A 12739-nucleotide genomic window follows, 5' to 3' on the forward strand; every position below is an offset into this window, starting at 1 on the left:
GTGACGATGGGCTTCGCGGCCGCGCCGGCGCCGCTCTACGTCTTCTACGTCGACGAGCAGGGGTGGAGCTCGTTCGTGATCACGGTGAAGACGAGCCGACTCGGCGTCGGAACTGGTCAGGACGGGCCGACTCGGCGGGCGGGTCGAGGAGTCGGGCACACTGTCTGCCGTGAGGACGCGATGACAGCGCTCGAGATCGCCGTGACGTCGGTGGCCGGCGCGCTCGCCGCGCGTGCGGCCGGGGCGACCCGGGTCGAGCTCTGCACCGCCCTCGAGGTCGGTGGCGTCACCCCGTCGCAGGGGCTGGTCGAGGGAGTCCTGGACGAGGTCGGCGGCGTCGACGCCGATGACGGCTGGCAGGGCGTCCACGTGCTCGTCCGGCCCCGGCCGGGCGGGTTCGGCTACTCCGACGAGGAGCGCTTCCTTCTGCGACGCGAGGTAGAGACGGTCCTGGAAGCCGGAGCCGACGGGATCGTGATCGGCGCGCTCACTCCGCACGGGGAGCCCGACGTGGAGCTGGTCCGGGAGCTGGCGGATGCTGCCGCTGCGTACGAGGCGACGGTGACGTTCCACCGGGCGATCGACCTCAGCGTGGACCCGGTCGCGGCGATCCGGGCGCTGGACGGCGTGGTCGACCGGGTGCTGACCTCAGGTGGCGCGCCGGCCGCCGCGGCAGGGGCCGCGACGATCGCAGAGATGGTCGCGGTCGGCGGACCGGACGTACTGGCCGGAGGCGGCGTGACCGTCGACGCGATCAGGGCGCTCGCGGCGCTGGGCGTCGAGGGCGTGCATCTCTCCGCCAAGCGACGGGTCGTCACGGCCGGCCGGGTGGCGCTGGGAGTCGCCGATGACGGTGGGCACTGGTTGACCGATGCCGACGTGATCGCCGCAGCGGCCGCCGCGTTGGCCTAGGCGGGGGAGTCGCCCTCGACCAGGTCCCGCAGCACGGCGACGGCGCCCTCGAGATCGGCCTGGGTGCGGTGGCGCGACTCCAGCCGCTCGGCGATGAGGTGGGAGATGCGCTCACGTACGTCGGCGAGGTCGGCGCGGCCGGCGTCGGTCAGGGTCACCAGGCTCGCCCGCGCGTCGGCGGGGTTGGGCTCCTTGCTGACCAGGCCGGTCTCCACCAGCTGGGCGATCTGGGCCGACATGGTCGGCTGCGAGCAGCCGTCGGCGCGGGCCAGGTCGGTGATGCCCAGCGGTCCGATGGCGTCGAGGATCGTGAGGACCCGGACGCTGGCCGGAAGGTCGAGCGCTCGGCGGACCAGGCGCATGAGCCGCGCCGCGTAGACGACGAGGTCGCTGGAGAGGTCCAGGGTCTTCGCCGCCGAGGCGGCGGAGCCCGAGGCGGTCGGGGCTTCCGAGGGAAGCAGCTGCTGTGATGGCATCGATCGGAATCCAGAGTTGGGGGTTGCGGCGCGGTGAACGGGTGGAGACTATCTGAGAATGACTACGGAACGGCACACCTGGATCGCGTTCCTGCGCGCCATCAACCTCGGCGCGAACCGGAAATTCCCGAAACAGGCGATCTCCGCCGCCGTGGTGAGGGCGGGCGGAACCGACGTCGAGACCTACATCAACACAGGCAACGTACGCTTCGACCACCCGGTCGGCGACCGGGCCGAGATGGAGGCGATCCTGGAGGAGGCCTTCGCGGCCGATCGCTTCTTCGAGGTGCCGACGATCTGCGTGACGCCCGCAGAGCTGAAGGTGATCGCCAACGACGCCGCCGCGGTGGGGATGGGGCACGAGGGCAAGCAGTTCGTGTTCCTGTGCAAAGAGCTCACCGACTCCGGCTCCCGAGACGCGCTGGTCGCTCGGGCGGGCGAGGGCGAGCGGGTCTATGTCATCGGCCGCGCCGTGCACCTGCTCACCGAGAGCTTCCAGCAGACGAAGATCACCAACGCCGTCGTCGAGCGCCACATCTCGACCAGCACCAACCGCAACCTCAACGTGATCCGCACGCTCGCCGACAAGTGGGCCTGAGGCCTACTGCGCCTCGCAGTATCGGGTCATGCGGGAATCTCCTCCGTCTCGTTGACCGTGATCTCGAAGTCGGCCGGGTCGAAGCGGCTGATCCGTCGGACCAGCTCGCCGGTGGACCACGGCCAGGAGAAGCTGTTGCGACCGTTGGCGTCGATGAAGTAGCTGTGGCAGGACGCGCCGCTGTAGGCAGTGCCGGCGAGCGCGGCCTGAACCTCCGCGACGTACGCGGCCTGGGCCCGTGGACTGACGTCGAGCTCCGCCCAGCCCTGTGCGCGGGCGGTCGTGATGGCTTCGGTGATCATCGCCACCTGCGACTCGGCGACGGCGAAGGCCGAGCCGTGACCGGTGCCCAGGCCCGGGCCGAGCACCACGAACGCGTTGGGGAAGCCGGTGACCGAGGTGCCCTGGTAGGCCTCGGGGGAGCCGGCCCAGTGCTCGGAGAGCGTGCGGCCGTCGGCACCACGGATCAGGTCGGCGACGGGCATATCGAGGATGTGGAAGCCGGTGCCGAGGATGATCGCATCGACCTCCGCCGCGCTGCCGTCGGTGCCGATCACGGTCGCGCCCTCGACCCGGTCCACGCCGGTCGCGTGCACCTCGACGTTCGGCTTGGCCAGCGACTGGAGGTAGTTGTTGGAGAAGAGGATCCGCTTGCAGCCGAGCAGGTAGCCGGGCGTCAGCTTCGCCCGGAGCTCCTTGTCGCGGACGGCGGCGCGCAGGTAGGCCCGGCCGATCTGCTGCAGTCCCTGCATCAGCGGCTGCGGGCGGCGGAAGGCGATGCCGACGGCCTCCATGGCGGCGTACTCGACCGCCCCGAGCGCCTTCTCGAAGAAGGGCACGTGGTGCTTGACCCACTTCTCCGCGTCCGGCACCGGATGGTCGACCTTCGGCAGCACCCAGTGGGCGGTGCGCTGGAAGAGGTGCAGGGCGGCGACCTGCTTCTGGACCTCGGGTACGAACTGGACCGCCGAGGCGCCGGTGCCGATCACGGCCACCCGCTTGCCGTCGAGGTCGACGTCGTGGTTCCACCGGGCCGAGTGCCAGACCTCGCCGGGGAAGTCGGCCAGACCGGACAGGTCCGGGATCTTCGGCTCGTTCCACGGTCCGGCCGCGGCGACCAGGAAGCGGGTGGTGATCTCGCCGTCGCTGGTGTCCAGGTGCCACTCGGCGGACTCGGCGTTCCAGGTCGCGCCGCGGACCTCGACCTCGAACCGGGTGATGTCCTCGAGGCCGCGATCCCGGGCCACGCCGTCGATGTAGGCGAGGATCTCCGGCTGGTTGCCGTAGACCCGGGACCAGTCACTGTTGGGTGCGAACGAGAAGGAGTAGAGGTTGGACGGTACGTCGCACGCGCACCCCGGATAGGTGTTGGCCCGCCAGGTGCCGCCGTAGGTGTCGGCCTTCTCGAGGATGACGACGTCCTCGACGCTCGCCTCGCGCAGCTTGATCGCGGCCGCGATGCCCGAGATTCCGGCGCCGATGACGACGACCTCGTGGTGGGTCCTCATGCGGTTGCTCCTAGGCTGCCGAGTCATATTCGGATACTAATGGTATTTGAATACCGGCGGTAGCCCGAACTGGTAAGATCTGACCCGTGGGCCGGATCACGCGCAAGGAGTCGCACGCGCAGACGCGTGAGCGACTCGTCACGACCGCGCACCGGCTGTTCCTCTCCGACGGCTACAACGCGACCTCGCTCGACAAGGTCGCCACCACGGCGGGCTTCTCGAAGGGCGCGGTCTACTCGAACTTCTCGACCAAGCATGAGCTCGGCCTGGCCGTGCTCGACGTGATCCACCGCGAGCGGGCCCAGTCCCTGGCGGACGCCGTCAGCGGCGTAGACACCGTCGAGGGCAGGATCGACGCCTTCGCGGCGTGGGCCGAGGCCAACATCGGCGACGTCGGCTGGACCGCGCTCGAGGTCGAGTTCGCGACCAGCACCCGCCGCGTCCCCGGGGTGAGCCAACAGCTCGCCGGCCGGCGCCGCGAGCTCACCACGGCCATCGCCGGCCTCATCGAGCAGCAGGCCACCGACCTCGGCCTCACCCTGCCTTCACCGGCGGAGGACGCCGCTGTCCAGCTGCTCTCCCTCGGCATCGGGCTCGGTGTCCAGCGTGCGTTCGACCCCGACCTCTCGGTCACCAGCCTGGTCGACCTGCTGCGCTCGCTGCTGGCGAGCGCGACACCTGCCTCGTAGTGCGCGAGACCTAGTGCGCCGGGGCGCCGTTGCGCTCGGGGGCCGGGAAGGAGACCCGGTTCAGGCCGCGTACGGCCGGGCTCAGCAGGGTCGCCAGCGAGATCACCACGTAGGCGATGCCGGCGATCGCGAGCATGTTCTCGATCCCGTACGCAGCGGCCAGCGGCCCCATCGCCAGCTGCCCGACGGGGATGGCGATGTAGGTGCCGAGCTGGTCGTAGGAGGACGCCCGGGAGAGCAGGTCGCTGGGGACGTTCTCCTGCATCGAGAGCTGCCAGCCGAGGCTGAAGACCTGGATGCCGGCGCCGGAGAGGGCGGCCGCGGGAAGCAGCACGGCGAGGTCGGTGGAGAAGCCGAGAGCGGCGATCGGCAGCCCGAACAGGGCCATGCCGATCATGCCGTAGAACAGCGGCCGCTCGAGCCGGACCTTCATCAGCACGAGCGTCGCGGCGAGCACGCCGATCCCCTGGAAGGTGAGGATCAGGCCCCAGCCGCCCGCGCCCAGCCCTGAGCCCTCGGCCCGCTGCGGGCCGAGCGTGAGCAGCCCGCCCTCGTAGAGCGCGTTGAGCATGGTCGCGGCGCCGACGCAGAGCCACAGCCAGCTCGTCGAGCGGAAGTAGTCCCACCCGGTGCGCAGATCTCCGATGACCGACGCCTTGCCGACCGCGCCGCTGATCTTGACCGGCAGCAGGAGCAGCGCCGCGACGATCCAGGTGGCGGCGTCCAGCGCGAGCGCCCAGCCCGCGCCGACGCTGAGGACGAGCAGGCCGGCGGTGCCGGGACCGGCGACCGCGACGATCGCGCGGGTCAGCGACATCAGCACGTTGGCCTCCTGCAGCATGGTGCGAGGCACCACGAGCGGGATGATCCCCTGCTGGGCGGGCAGGCCGGCGGCGGAGACGATGCCGTTGAGCGCGGAGAGGACGATCAGGTGCCACAGCTCGGCGACACCTGCGATGACGAGGACGGCGACGACCGCCTGGCTCAGCCCCGAGACCAGGTTGGAGGCGAACAGGATCCGGGCTCGGCCCATCCGGTCGGCGAGCACGCCGCCGATGAGCATGAAGACGATCATCGGGATGGTGCGGGCCGCGAGGACGGCACCGATCGCGATCGGCGCGTCACTGATCTCCAGGACCGCGAAGGCCAGGGCGACGGGCGCCATGAAGTTGCCCACCAGGTTGATGGAGCGGGACGCGAAGAACCAGCGAAAGTGGGGTTCGCGAAGTGGGGCTGTCGCCGAGATCCGAGCCATTCGAGAGAGAATAGACCTTCGGGAGATTTCTATCTGCCCAAAATTCCCAATTCTGTCACGAGACCGTTATCCCGGCTGAGCGCATCTCCTCGATGGCAGCCGAGGTGCTCGCCGCAGCCACGCCGGCGGCCAGATCGGCGAGCAGCGTGGTGTGGAAACCGGCGGCTCGGGCGTCGAGCGCGGTGGCACGTACGCAGTAGTCGGTCGCCAGTCCGCACACGTCGACCTCCTCGACACCGTGGGCCCGGAGCCAGTCGATCAGGGTGGCGCCGTCGGTGGCCGCGCCCTCGAAGCCGGAGTAGGCCGCTGCGTACTCACCCTTGCGGAAGATCTCGTCGAAGGTGACCGGGTCGAGGTTGTGGTGGAAGGCCTCGCCGTCGGTGCCGACCACGCAGTGGGCCGGCCAGGAGTCGACGTAGTCCGGCGGGTTGCCGAAGTGATCGCCCGGGTCGATGTGGTGGTCCTTGGTCGCCACGACCAGCCCGTACGTCTGCTCCGGGTCCTTGCTCGCCGCCCGTTCCCGCAGCAGCTGACCGATGTCGTAGGCCACCCGGGCCCCGCCGTCGACCGGCAGGGAACCGCCCTCGCAGAAGTCGTTCTGTACGTCGACCACGATCAGTGCACGCGTCATGCCTGCCAGCCTAGACCGGCCCGGCGAGACCGGCCCCGCGAGACATCACGGGAAGAGCGTCGGGATCGCCGGATCGCCCTTCAGGAGCGAGTGGGCGATGACGGGGAGCTCGGCGACCGAGGCCCGGTGACGCTCGCGCGCGGCGTCGAGGGGCTCGCGGCCCACGACCTCGCCGTTCTTGACCAGCTGGGTGAGCAGCGGCCGGTCGTTGGCGTCACCGTCCGGAGGGGTGCCGATGCCGATCACCTCGGCGTCGGCGACATCCTTGCGGTTGCGGCGGCGCAGGGCGTACTTCCGGCCGCCGATCGACGCCTTGGAGGCGCTCTTCTTGGCGACCGGCTCCAGCTCGCCCGAGGAGCCCTCGCGGGCGACCAGCTTGTAGACGAAGCCGGCGGTCGGGTGGCCCGACCCGGTGACCAGCTGGGTGCCGACGCCGTAGCCGTCGACCGGGGCGGCCGCGAGGCCGGCGATGGCGTACTCGTCCAGGTCGCTGGTCACGATGATCTTCGTGTCGGTGGCGCCGAGGTCGTCGAGCTGGCGGCGTACGTCATGGGCGAGGAGCCCCAGGTCACCGGAGTCGATCCGCACCGCGCCGAGCTCGGGACCGGCGATCTCGACGGCCTTCGCCACCGCCTCGGCGATGTCATAGGTGTCGACCAGCAGCGTGGTGCCCTTGCCGAGGGAGGCGACCTGGGCCTGGAAGGCCTGCTCCTCGGTGTCGTGCAGGAGGGTGAAGGCGTGCGCGGAGGTGCCGGTCGTGGGCACGCCGAAGCGGGCGCGGGCGGCGAGGTTGGAGGTGGCGGTGAACCCGGCCACATAGGCCGCGCGGGCGGCGGCGATCGCGGCCGCCTCGTGGGTGCGGCGCGAGCCCATCTCGATGCACGGGCGCTCGCCGGCCGCCATCGTCATCCGGGAGGCCGCGGTGGCGATGGCCGAGTCGTGGTTGTAGATCGAGAGGAGCACCGTCTCCAGGACGACCGCCTCGGCGAAGCTGGCCTCGACCACGAGCAGCGGCGAGTGCGGGAAGAAGGTCTCGCCCTCGGCGTACCCCCAGATGTCGCCGGTGAAGCGGTAGCCGGCCAGCCATTCCAGGGTCGGGCCGTCGACGACACCCTCCAGGATGGCCAGCTGCTCCGAGCCGAAGCGGAACGCCTCGAGGGCGTCGAGCGCCCGCCCGACCCCGGCCACCACGCCGTAGCGGCGCCCGCCGGCCAGGCGCCGGGGGAACAGCTCGAAGACGGCACGACGCTCCGCGGTGCCCGCCTTCAGGGCGGCCTGGAGCATGGTCAGCTCGTAGTGATCTGTCAGGAGCGCGGTCGAGTCCGCTGTCGAGTCCACGGGCACATCGTGGCACGATGGATGTCATGAGCGCGCCTAGCCCCGTGGAGCTCGACGAGCCGGAGATCGATGATCTCATCGCCCCTTCGACGCCATGGGTGACCATCGTCTGGAACGACCCGGTCAACCTGATGTCGTACGTCACCTTCGTCTTCCAGAAGTACTTCGGCTACTCCAAGAAGAAGTCGGAGAAGCTGATGATGGAGGTGCACAACGACGGCAAGTCGGCCGTCTCCTCCGGGTCACGCGAGGAGATGGAGCGCGACGTGCAGGCGATGCACGAGTACGGCCTGTGGGCGACGCTGGAGAAGCAGGATTGATGGGCGGGTTCAGCTACCACCGCCGCGGCAAGCAGATCATCGCGACCTTCTCCGGGTTCGAGGCCGACCTGCTCCGTTCGCTGGCCTCGCAGCTCGTCGAGCTGTTGCGCAACGAGGTCGCCGCGCCGGCCGAGAGCGACGACCCGCTCGAGGCGCTGCTCGACTTCTCGGGGCCGACCACCGAGCCCGAGGACCCGGTCCTGAAGCGGCTCTTCCCCTCGGCCTACGGGAACGACGAAGAGGCCGCCGGGGAGTTCCGGCGCTTCACCGAGGGCGGGCTGCGCGACGGCAAGGCGCGGGCCGCGTCCACGATCATCGACTCGCTCGAGGAGGCGGGCCTCCCGCCCGAGCTCGACGAGGACGGGCTGGTCATCGACGTCGAGCTCCCGATCCCCGACGCCGAGGCGTGGATGCGCTCCTTCACCGACATCCGGCTCGCGCTCGCGACCCGGCTCGGGGTCGAGGAGGGCGACGAGGACTTCTGGGACTCGCTGCCCGACGACGACCCCGCCGGCCAGGTCTACGGGATCTACCAGTGGGTCGGGATCCTGCAGGAGACCATGGTCGAGGCACTGTGGGCGGCGTCCTGACTACACCATGTCGTGGTGCGGTCGTGACCGTGTCCGGCACCCGGTCACGTACGTCTTCGCCGCTCGGCCCGCCTAGGCTGATCCCGTGCTGACCATCGACCAGGCGACGTACGACGCGATCGTCGCCCACGCGAAGCGCGACCATCCCGACGAGGCGTGCGGGATCGTCGCGGGCCCTGAGGGGTCCGACCGGCCGGAGCGGTTCATCGAGATGATCAACGCCGCCGGCTCGCCGACCTTCTACGAGTTCGACTCGACCGATCTGCTCCAGCTCTACAAGGAGATGGACGCGAACGACGAGGAGCCGGTGATCGTCTACCACTCCCACACGGCGACCGAGGCCTACCCCTCGCGCACCGACATCGGGCTGGCGATGGAGCCGAACGCGCACTACGTGCTGGTCAGCACCCGCGAGCACGGCAACGACGAAGGACCGGTCGAGTTCAGGTCCTATCGCATCGTCGACGGCAACGTCACCGAGGAAGAAATCAGCATCGTCGCGACGTTGTCGTGACGCGCCCAAGAAACATCCAGCTAGGAGAACCCATGGCCATCGAGGTCAAGATCCCGACCATCCTCCGCACCTACACCGCCGGTGAGAAGGCAGTCAGCGCCGAGGGCAAGACCCTGAGTGCGCTCATCGACGACCTCGAGGCGAACCACTCCGGCATCAAGGAGCGCCTCATCGACAACGGTGACCTGCGCCGCTTCGTCAACGTCTACATCAACGACGAGGACGTACGTTTCATCGGCGGTCTCGACGCCGAGCTCAAGGACGGCGACCAGGTCGTCGTGCTTCCCGCCGTCGCCGGCGGCTGCTGAACGCTTCAGCCCAGAATGCCGCGGTCGTACGCTCGTGCGACCGCGGCTGCTCTGTCTGTGACCCCGAGCTTGTCGAAGACGTGACCCAGGTGGGTCTTCACCGTCGCCTCGCTGACGAAGAGCTTCGCGGCGATGGCGCGGTTGGTCGTCCCGCGCGCGACGAGGGTGAGCACCTCGCGCTCGCGGGGGCTCAGCTGGGCCGTCGGACCGGGTGAACGCAACCGGGAGGCGAGCCGGGTCGCGACCGCGGGGGAGAGGACGGTCTCGCCGGCCGCCGTCGCGCGGACGGCCTCGATCAGGTCCGGTGTCGGTGCGTCCTTGAGCAGGTAGCCGGTCGCACCCGCCTCGATCGCGGCGACCACGTCGGAGTCGGTGTCGAACGTCGTCAGGACCAGTACGCCGGTCCGCGACTCCAACGCCCGCAGCCGCTCGATCACCTCGACACCCCCGGTGCCGGGCATCCGCAGGTCGAGGACGAGCACATCCGGCTCGAGCTCCTCGACGAGGGCCAGGGCCCGCGCCCCGTCTCCCGCCTGGCCGACGACCTCGAAGCCTTGCGCGCGGAGCACTCCGACCACCCCGTCACGTACGACGGGATGGTCGTCGGCGACCACGATCCTGATCTGAGTCATGCGGGTCCTCGGGGGAGAGCGGGGATGCTGGCGGAGACGGCGGTGCCGGCGCCGGGGGCGGACTCGAGGGTGAAGGTGCCGGCCAGGCGCTGGGCCCGCTCGCGCATCACGCCCAGCCCGAACGAGGACGAGCGGCGCGGAGCGGCGGGGTCGAAGCCGGAGCCGTCGTCGCGCACGTCCAGGATGACGTCGGCCTCGTCGAAGGTGAGGGTGACGCCGACCCGGGACGCGGAGGCGTGCTTGGCGACGTTGGCGAGGGCCTCCTGGGCGATCCGCAGCAGCGTCGCCTCGACCTCGGAGTGCAGCGCCGTGGCATCGCCGACGACGACGAAGGAGGCCTCGACGCCGTGGTCGTCGCGCCAGCTCGCGACCAGTGTCGAGATGGCGTCGGCGAGGCCCGCATCGGCCAGCTCGGCGGGGGTGAGGTCCTGCACGGACCGCCGGGCCTCGACCAGCGCGGTGCGGGCCATCTCGGTCGCCCGGGCCACCCGGCGGCGTACGTCCTGGGCGTCCGCGGAGCCCTCGGCGGCCTGGAGCTGGGCCACGACGCCGGCCAGCGACTGGGCGATGGTGTCGTGGATCTCGCGGGCGAGGCGCTCGCGCTCGTCGCGTACGCCGGTCTGACGGGACTGCGCTACGAGCTGCTCCTGGAGGCGGGCGTTCTCGGCGAGGGCGTTCTCCAGCCGGACGATCGTTTCGGCCCGCTCCTGGCTGACGGTGTCGAGGTGGATGCTGTAGCGACCCATCAGCGAGGCCAGCCCGAAGTTGACGACGAACAGCACCGGCCACAGTGCGCCCTGCCACCACTCGTCATACGGCGGTGCCCCGCCGACCTGCCCGGTGGCCATGATCAACGCCGTGGCCGCCATCGCCACCCACCGCCACCGGCCCCGGAACGAGTCGAAGGCGTCCAGGAACCCGATCCAGGCGAAGATGCAGAACAGCGGATGCAGCACGGTGAGAGCAGCGACCAGGAGCGTACGTCCGATGTAGCCGACCGGATGTGGACGGTCGTAGAGATAGGTCCACCGCCAGGTCCACACCGCGGTCGCGGCCACGAGTACGCCGAAGACGATCCGCGTCGTGACGGTGACCGGCCCCATCACCGGGAAGGTCGCGATGCAGACGACGGTGGCGAGTGCGAGCAGCACGAAGGGCAGCACCTTCAGGTTGCGGTCCCACTGGTGCTCGAGCTCGACGGCCGAGGTCATGGTCAGACCCTCTCATTCCCAGCGGAAGACGCGCACGGCAATCAGGTAGAGCACCACGGCCCAGCCACCCATCACGGCCAGGTCCGCGAGCTGGGGAAAGCTCCCGCCCGCGGCGTCGTTGAGTGCGTTGGACGCGGCTCCGTAGGGCGAGAGCGAGATGACGTCGCGCACCGTACCGCCGAAGGCCTCGACCGGGAAGTAGACCCCCGCGGTGAACATCGAGGGGAAGAAGACCACCATCCCTACGACCTGCCCGGTCTTCGCGTTGGGGGAGACCGCGGTGATCGCGGCGCCGATCCCCAGCGAGACCGCCAGCGCCAGGACGTAGGCGACGACGTATCCGACGAGCGACTCGGGGAGCGGGGTCCCGAACACCACCCGCCCGAAGAGGATCACGATCACCGAGGAGGCAGCGACCGCGGCGGCGTGGACGAGCACCTGGCCGAGCAGGATCGTGGCGGGGCGGGCCGGCGTGGTGCCGAGCCGTCGCAGGACCCCGCTCTCGCGGTAGCCGGTCAGCGTCGGCGGCATCGTCATGATCGCCGCCATGATCATCGAGAGCAGCACCGTGACCGGCACGTAGACATCGATCAGGCTCCGGCCGCCGAGGTCGGCACTGTCCTCGCGGAAGCTCGGGATCACCCCGAGCACTCCCAGCAGCAGGCTCGGGAACAGGACGATCCAGAAGAGCGAGAGCCGCTCGCGGGCGAAGAGCCGGGACTCCGTACGGATCACGGCAACGGTCGGGCTGGTCATCGGAGCGCCTCCTGGCGGGCGTCGGTGTCGGTGAGGTCGAGGTAGGCGGCGTCGAGGCTGCCCGCCGCGACCCGGAGCCGCTGCGGGGCCACCCCCTGCGTACGCAGCAGCTCGACGACCGCGAGCGCGACACCTTCGGCGCCCTCGACGGTGACGGTGCCGTTCTCGCTGCGCGCGGCGGTGACGCCGTTGAGGTCGCGCAGGGAGGCCAGGTCGATCGCGACAGAGGTCTCGAAGGTCGTGATCGTGGCGGCGGAGGCGGAGTCGATGAGCCCCGCCGGGGTGTCCAGCGCCCGGATCCGGCCGGCGTCGACGATGGCGATCCGGTCGCAGAGCGTCTGCGCCTCCTCCATCGAGTGGGTGACGAGCAGGACGGTCACACCCCGGTCGCGTACGTCCCGCACCAGGTCCCACACCTCACGGCGGGCCCGCGGGTCCAGGCCCGTGGTCAGCTCGTCGAGCACGACGACACGCGGCCGGCCGATCAGCGCCAGCGCGATCGAGAGCCGCTGCTGCTGGCCGCCGGAGAGGTTCTCGAACCGCTGTCGCAGATGCCCGCCGAGGCCGAGCCGCTCGGCCAGCGGCGCCCACGGCTCCGGGTCCGGGTAGAAGGCGCTCCACAGCTCCAGCGCCTCCTGGACGGTGATCTTCGGCTGCAGCTTCGCCTCCTGGAGCTGTACGCCGAGCACCTCCGTCACCGCCGCCCGGTCCGCCCAGGGGTCGATGCCATGGACCCGGATCCGGCCGCGGTCGCCGACCCGTAGTCCGGCGATCGACTCCACGGTCGTGCTCTTGCCGGCCCCGTTCGGGCCGAGGATGCCGAAGATCTCGCCCTCGTAGACGCTCAGGCTGATCTCGTCGACCGCCACCTTCTCGCCATAGGTCTTGCGCAGGCCGTCCACGACGACCGCTGGTTCTCGCTCCTGATGCATACCTTCAGCCTGGTCGGTGACGCGGTCTCACGGATCGGGCGATCGGCGCGAGTGGGCATCAGCCGATCG

The 12739-nt window shown here is 70.3% G+C and carries 16 protein-coding genes; 7 read left to right on the top strand and 9 right to left on the bottom strand.

Features of this window, described 5'->3' with window-relative positions:
- The coding region (locus tag ABZY89_RS26625) for a copper homeostasis protein CutC (protein ID WP_355232093.1) at window positions 1-912 on the top strand (912 nt) is incomplete at its 5' end.
- Here ABZY89_RS26625 and ABZY89_RS26630 read toward each other — a convergent pair.
- A complete protein-coding gene (locus tag ABZY89_RS26630) occupies window positions 909-1388 on the bottom strand; it encodes a MarR family transcriptional regulator (protein ID WP_355232095.1) in 480 nt (159 codons plus the stop codon). The two genes, ABZY89_RS26625 and ABZY89_RS26630, sit on opposite strands and share 4 nt — an antisense overlap.
- Window positions 1389-1446: 58 nt before the next feature.
- On the opposite strand from ABZY89_RS26630, the gene ABZY89_RS26635 reads away from it, so the two are divergent.
- The gene (locus tag ABZY89_RS26635; RefSeq protein WP_355232097.1) at window positions 1447-1986 is read left to right on the top strand and encodes a DUF1697 domain-containing protein; all 540 of its coding nucleotides are present in this window, start codon (window positions 1447-1449) and stop codon (window positions 1984-1986) included.
- 26 nt (window positions 1987-2012) lie between these two features.
- On the opposite strand, the gene ABZY89_RS26640 is transcribed toward ABZY89_RS26635, so the two are convergent.
- Window positions 2013-3494 carry an NAD(P)/FAD-dependent oxidoreductase gene (locus ABZY89_RS26640; protein WP_355232099.1) on the bottom strand — a complete coding sequence of 494 codons (1482 nt, stop codon included), beginning with the start codon at window positions 3492-3494 and terminating at the stop codon, window positions 2013-2015.
- Between the two features lie 86 nt (window positions 3495-3580).
- Here ABZY89_RS26640 and ABZY89_RS26645 point away from each other — a divergent pair, with 86 nt between their 5' ends.
- Window positions 3581-4183, top strand: a complete 603-nt coding sequence (locus tag ABZY89_RS26645; RefSeq protein ID WP_355232101.1) for a TetR/AcrR family transcriptional regulator — start codon at window positions 3581-3583, stop codon at window positions 4181-4183.
- A 10-nt stretch (window positions 4184-4193) separates the two neighbouring features.
- On the opposite strand, the gene ABZY89_RS26650 is transcribed toward ABZY89_RS26645, so the two are convergent.
- The 3 genes from ABZY89_RS26650 to ABZY89_RS26660 are packed head-to-tail and all read right to left on the bottom strand — an operon-like array spanning window position 4194 to window position 7407.
- The gene (locus ABZY89_RS26650; RefSeq protein WP_355232102.1) at window positions 4194-5438 is read right to left on the bottom strand and encodes an MFS transporter; all 1245 of its coding nucleotides are present in this window, start codon (window positions 5436-5438) and stop codon (window positions 4194-4196) included.
- A 55-nt stretch (window positions 5439-5493) separates the two neighbouring features.
- The gene (locus tag ABZY89_RS26655) at window positions 5494-6069 is read right to left on the bottom strand and encodes an isochorismatase family protein (protein ID WP_355232104.1); all 576 of its coding nucleotides are present in this window, start codon (window positions 6067-6069) and stop codon (window positions 5494-5496) included.
- A 45-nt stretch (window positions 6070-6114) separates the two neighbouring features.
- On the bottom strand, window positions 6115-7407 hold the full coding sequence (locus ABZY89_RS26660) for a nicotinate phosphoribosyltransferase (RefSeq protein ID WP_355232106.1): 1293 nt from the start codon (window positions 7405-7407) through the stop codon (window positions 6115-6117).
- 26 nt (window positions 7408-7433) lie between these two features.
- On the opposite strand from ABZY89_RS26660, the gene clpS reads away from it, so the two are divergent.
- From clpS to ABZY89_RS26680, 4 genes are all read left to right on the top strand, one after another.
- Window positions 7434-7727: an ATP-dependent Clp protease adapter ClpS gene (clpS, locus tag ABZY89_RS26665; protein WP_355232108.1), complete on the top strand. Its 294-nt coding sequence runs from the start codon at window positions 7434-7436 to the stop codon at window positions 7725-7727.
- Complete coding sequence (locus tag ABZY89_RS26670) at window positions 7727-8317, top strand: DUF2017 domain-containing protein (protein ID WP_355018667.1); 591 nt, start codon at window positions 7727-7729, stop codon at window positions 8315-8317. Before clpS ends, ABZY89_RS26670 begins: the two co-directional genes overlap by 1 nt.
- Before the next feature lie 85 nt (window positions 8318-8402).
- Window positions 8403-8831 carry a M67 family metallopeptidase gene (locus ABZY89_RS26675; protein WP_355232109.1) on the top strand — a complete coding sequence of 143 codons (429 nt, stop codon included), beginning with the start codon at window positions 8403-8405 and terminating at the stop codon, window positions 8829-8831.
- A gap of 32 nt (window positions 8832-8863) precedes the next feature.
- Window positions 8864-9139, top strand: coding sequence for a MoaD family protein (locus tag ABZY89_RS26680; protein ID WP_008358635.1), 276 nt, complete (start codon window positions 8864-8866; stop codon window positions 9137-9139).
- Window positions 9140-9144: 5 nt separating this feature from the next.
- Here ABZY89_RS26680 and ABZY89_RS26685 read toward each other — a convergent pair whose 3' ends face one another.
- From ABZY89_RS26685 to ABZY89_RS26700, 4 genes are read right to left on the bottom strand one after another with little or no spacing between them, the layout of a single operon-like run.
- Window positions 9145-9771, bottom strand: a complete 627-nt coding sequence (locus tag ABZY89_RS26685; protein ID WP_355232111.1) for a response regulator transcription factor — start codon at window positions 9769-9771, stop codon at window positions 9145-9147.
- Window positions 9768-10982, bottom strand: coding sequence for a sensor histidine kinase (locus tag ABZY89_RS26690; RefSeq protein WP_355232113.1), 1215 nt, complete (start codon window positions 10980-10982; stop codon window positions 9768-9770). Before ABZY89_RS26690 ends, ABZY89_RS26685 begins: the two co-directional genes overlap by 4 nt.
- 12 nt (window positions 10983-10994) lie before the next feature.
- A complete protein-coding gene (locus tag ABZY89_RS26695) occupies window positions 10995-11738 on the bottom strand; it encodes an ABC transporter permease (RefSeq protein WP_355232115.1) in 744 nt (247 codons plus the stop codon).
- Window positions 11735-12670, bottom strand: coding sequence for an ABC transporter ATP-binding protein (locus ABZY89_RS26700; protein ID WP_355232117.1), 936 nt, complete (start codon window positions 12668-12670; stop codon window positions 11735-11737). The genes ABZY89_RS26695 and ABZY89_RS26700 overlap by 4 nt, the downstream gene beginning before the upstream one ends.
- Between the last annotated feature and the right edge of the window lie 69 nt (window positions 12671-12739).

It is taken from the genome of Nocardioides sp. NPDC006303 (genome assembly GCF_040613175.1).
GTDB lineage: Bacteria > Actinomycetota > Actinomycetes > Propionibacteriales > Nocardioidaceae > Nocardioides.

Excerpts from the sequence above, each read along its gene's own strand:
- ABZY89_RS26630 (WP_355232095.1), bottom strand. The coding sequence starts at position 1,388 with ATGCCATCACAGCAGCTGCTTCCCTCGGAAGCCCCGACCGCCTCGGGC.
- ABZY89_RS26635 (WP_355232097.1), top strand. The coding sequence starts at position 1,447 with ATGACTACGGAACGGCACACCTGGATCGCGTTCCTGCGCGCCATCAAC.
- ABZY89_RS26640 (WP_355232099.1), bottom strand. The coding sequence starts at position 3,494 with ATGAGGACCCACCACGAGGTCGTCGTCATCGGCGCCGGAATCTCGGGC.
- ABZY89_RS26650 (WP_355232102.1), bottom strand. The coding sequence starts at position 5,438 with ATGGCTCGGATCTCGGCGACAGCCCCACTTCGCGAACCCCACTTTCGC.
- ABZY89_RS26655 (WP_355232104.1), bottom strand. The coding sequence starts at position 6,069 with ATGACGCGTGCACTGATCGTGGTCGACGTACAGAACGACTTCTGCGAG.
- clpS (WP_355232108.1), top strand. The coding sequence starts at position 7,434 with ATGAGCGCGCCTAGCCCCGTGGAGCTCGACGAGCCGGAGATCGATGAT.
- ABZY89_RS26670 (WP_355018667.1), top strand. The coding sequence starts at position 7,727 with ATGGGCGGGTTCAGCTACCACCGCCGCGGCAAGCAGATCATCGCGACC.
- ABZY89_RS26680 (WP_008358635.1), top strand. The coding sequence starts at position 8,864 with ATGGCCATCGAGGTCAAGATCCCGACCATCCTCCGCACCTACACCGCC.
- ABZY89_RS26685 (WP_355232111.1), bottom strand. The coding sequence starts at position 9,771 with ATGACTCAGATCAGGATCGTGGTCGCCGACGACCATCCCGTCGTACGT.
- ABZY89_RS26690 (WP_355232113.1), bottom strand. The coding sequence starts at position 10,982 with ATGACCTCGGCCGTCGAGCTCGAGCACCAGTGGGACCGCAACCTGAAG.
- ABZY89_RS26695 (WP_355232115.1), bottom strand. The coding sequence starts at position 11,738 with ATGACCAGCCCGACCGTTGCCGTGATCCGTACGGAGTCCCGGCTCTTC.
- ABZY89_RS26700 (WP_355232117.1), bottom strand. The coding sequence starts at position 12,670 with ATGCATCAGGAGCGAGAACCAGCGGTCGTCGTGGACGGCCTGCGCAAG.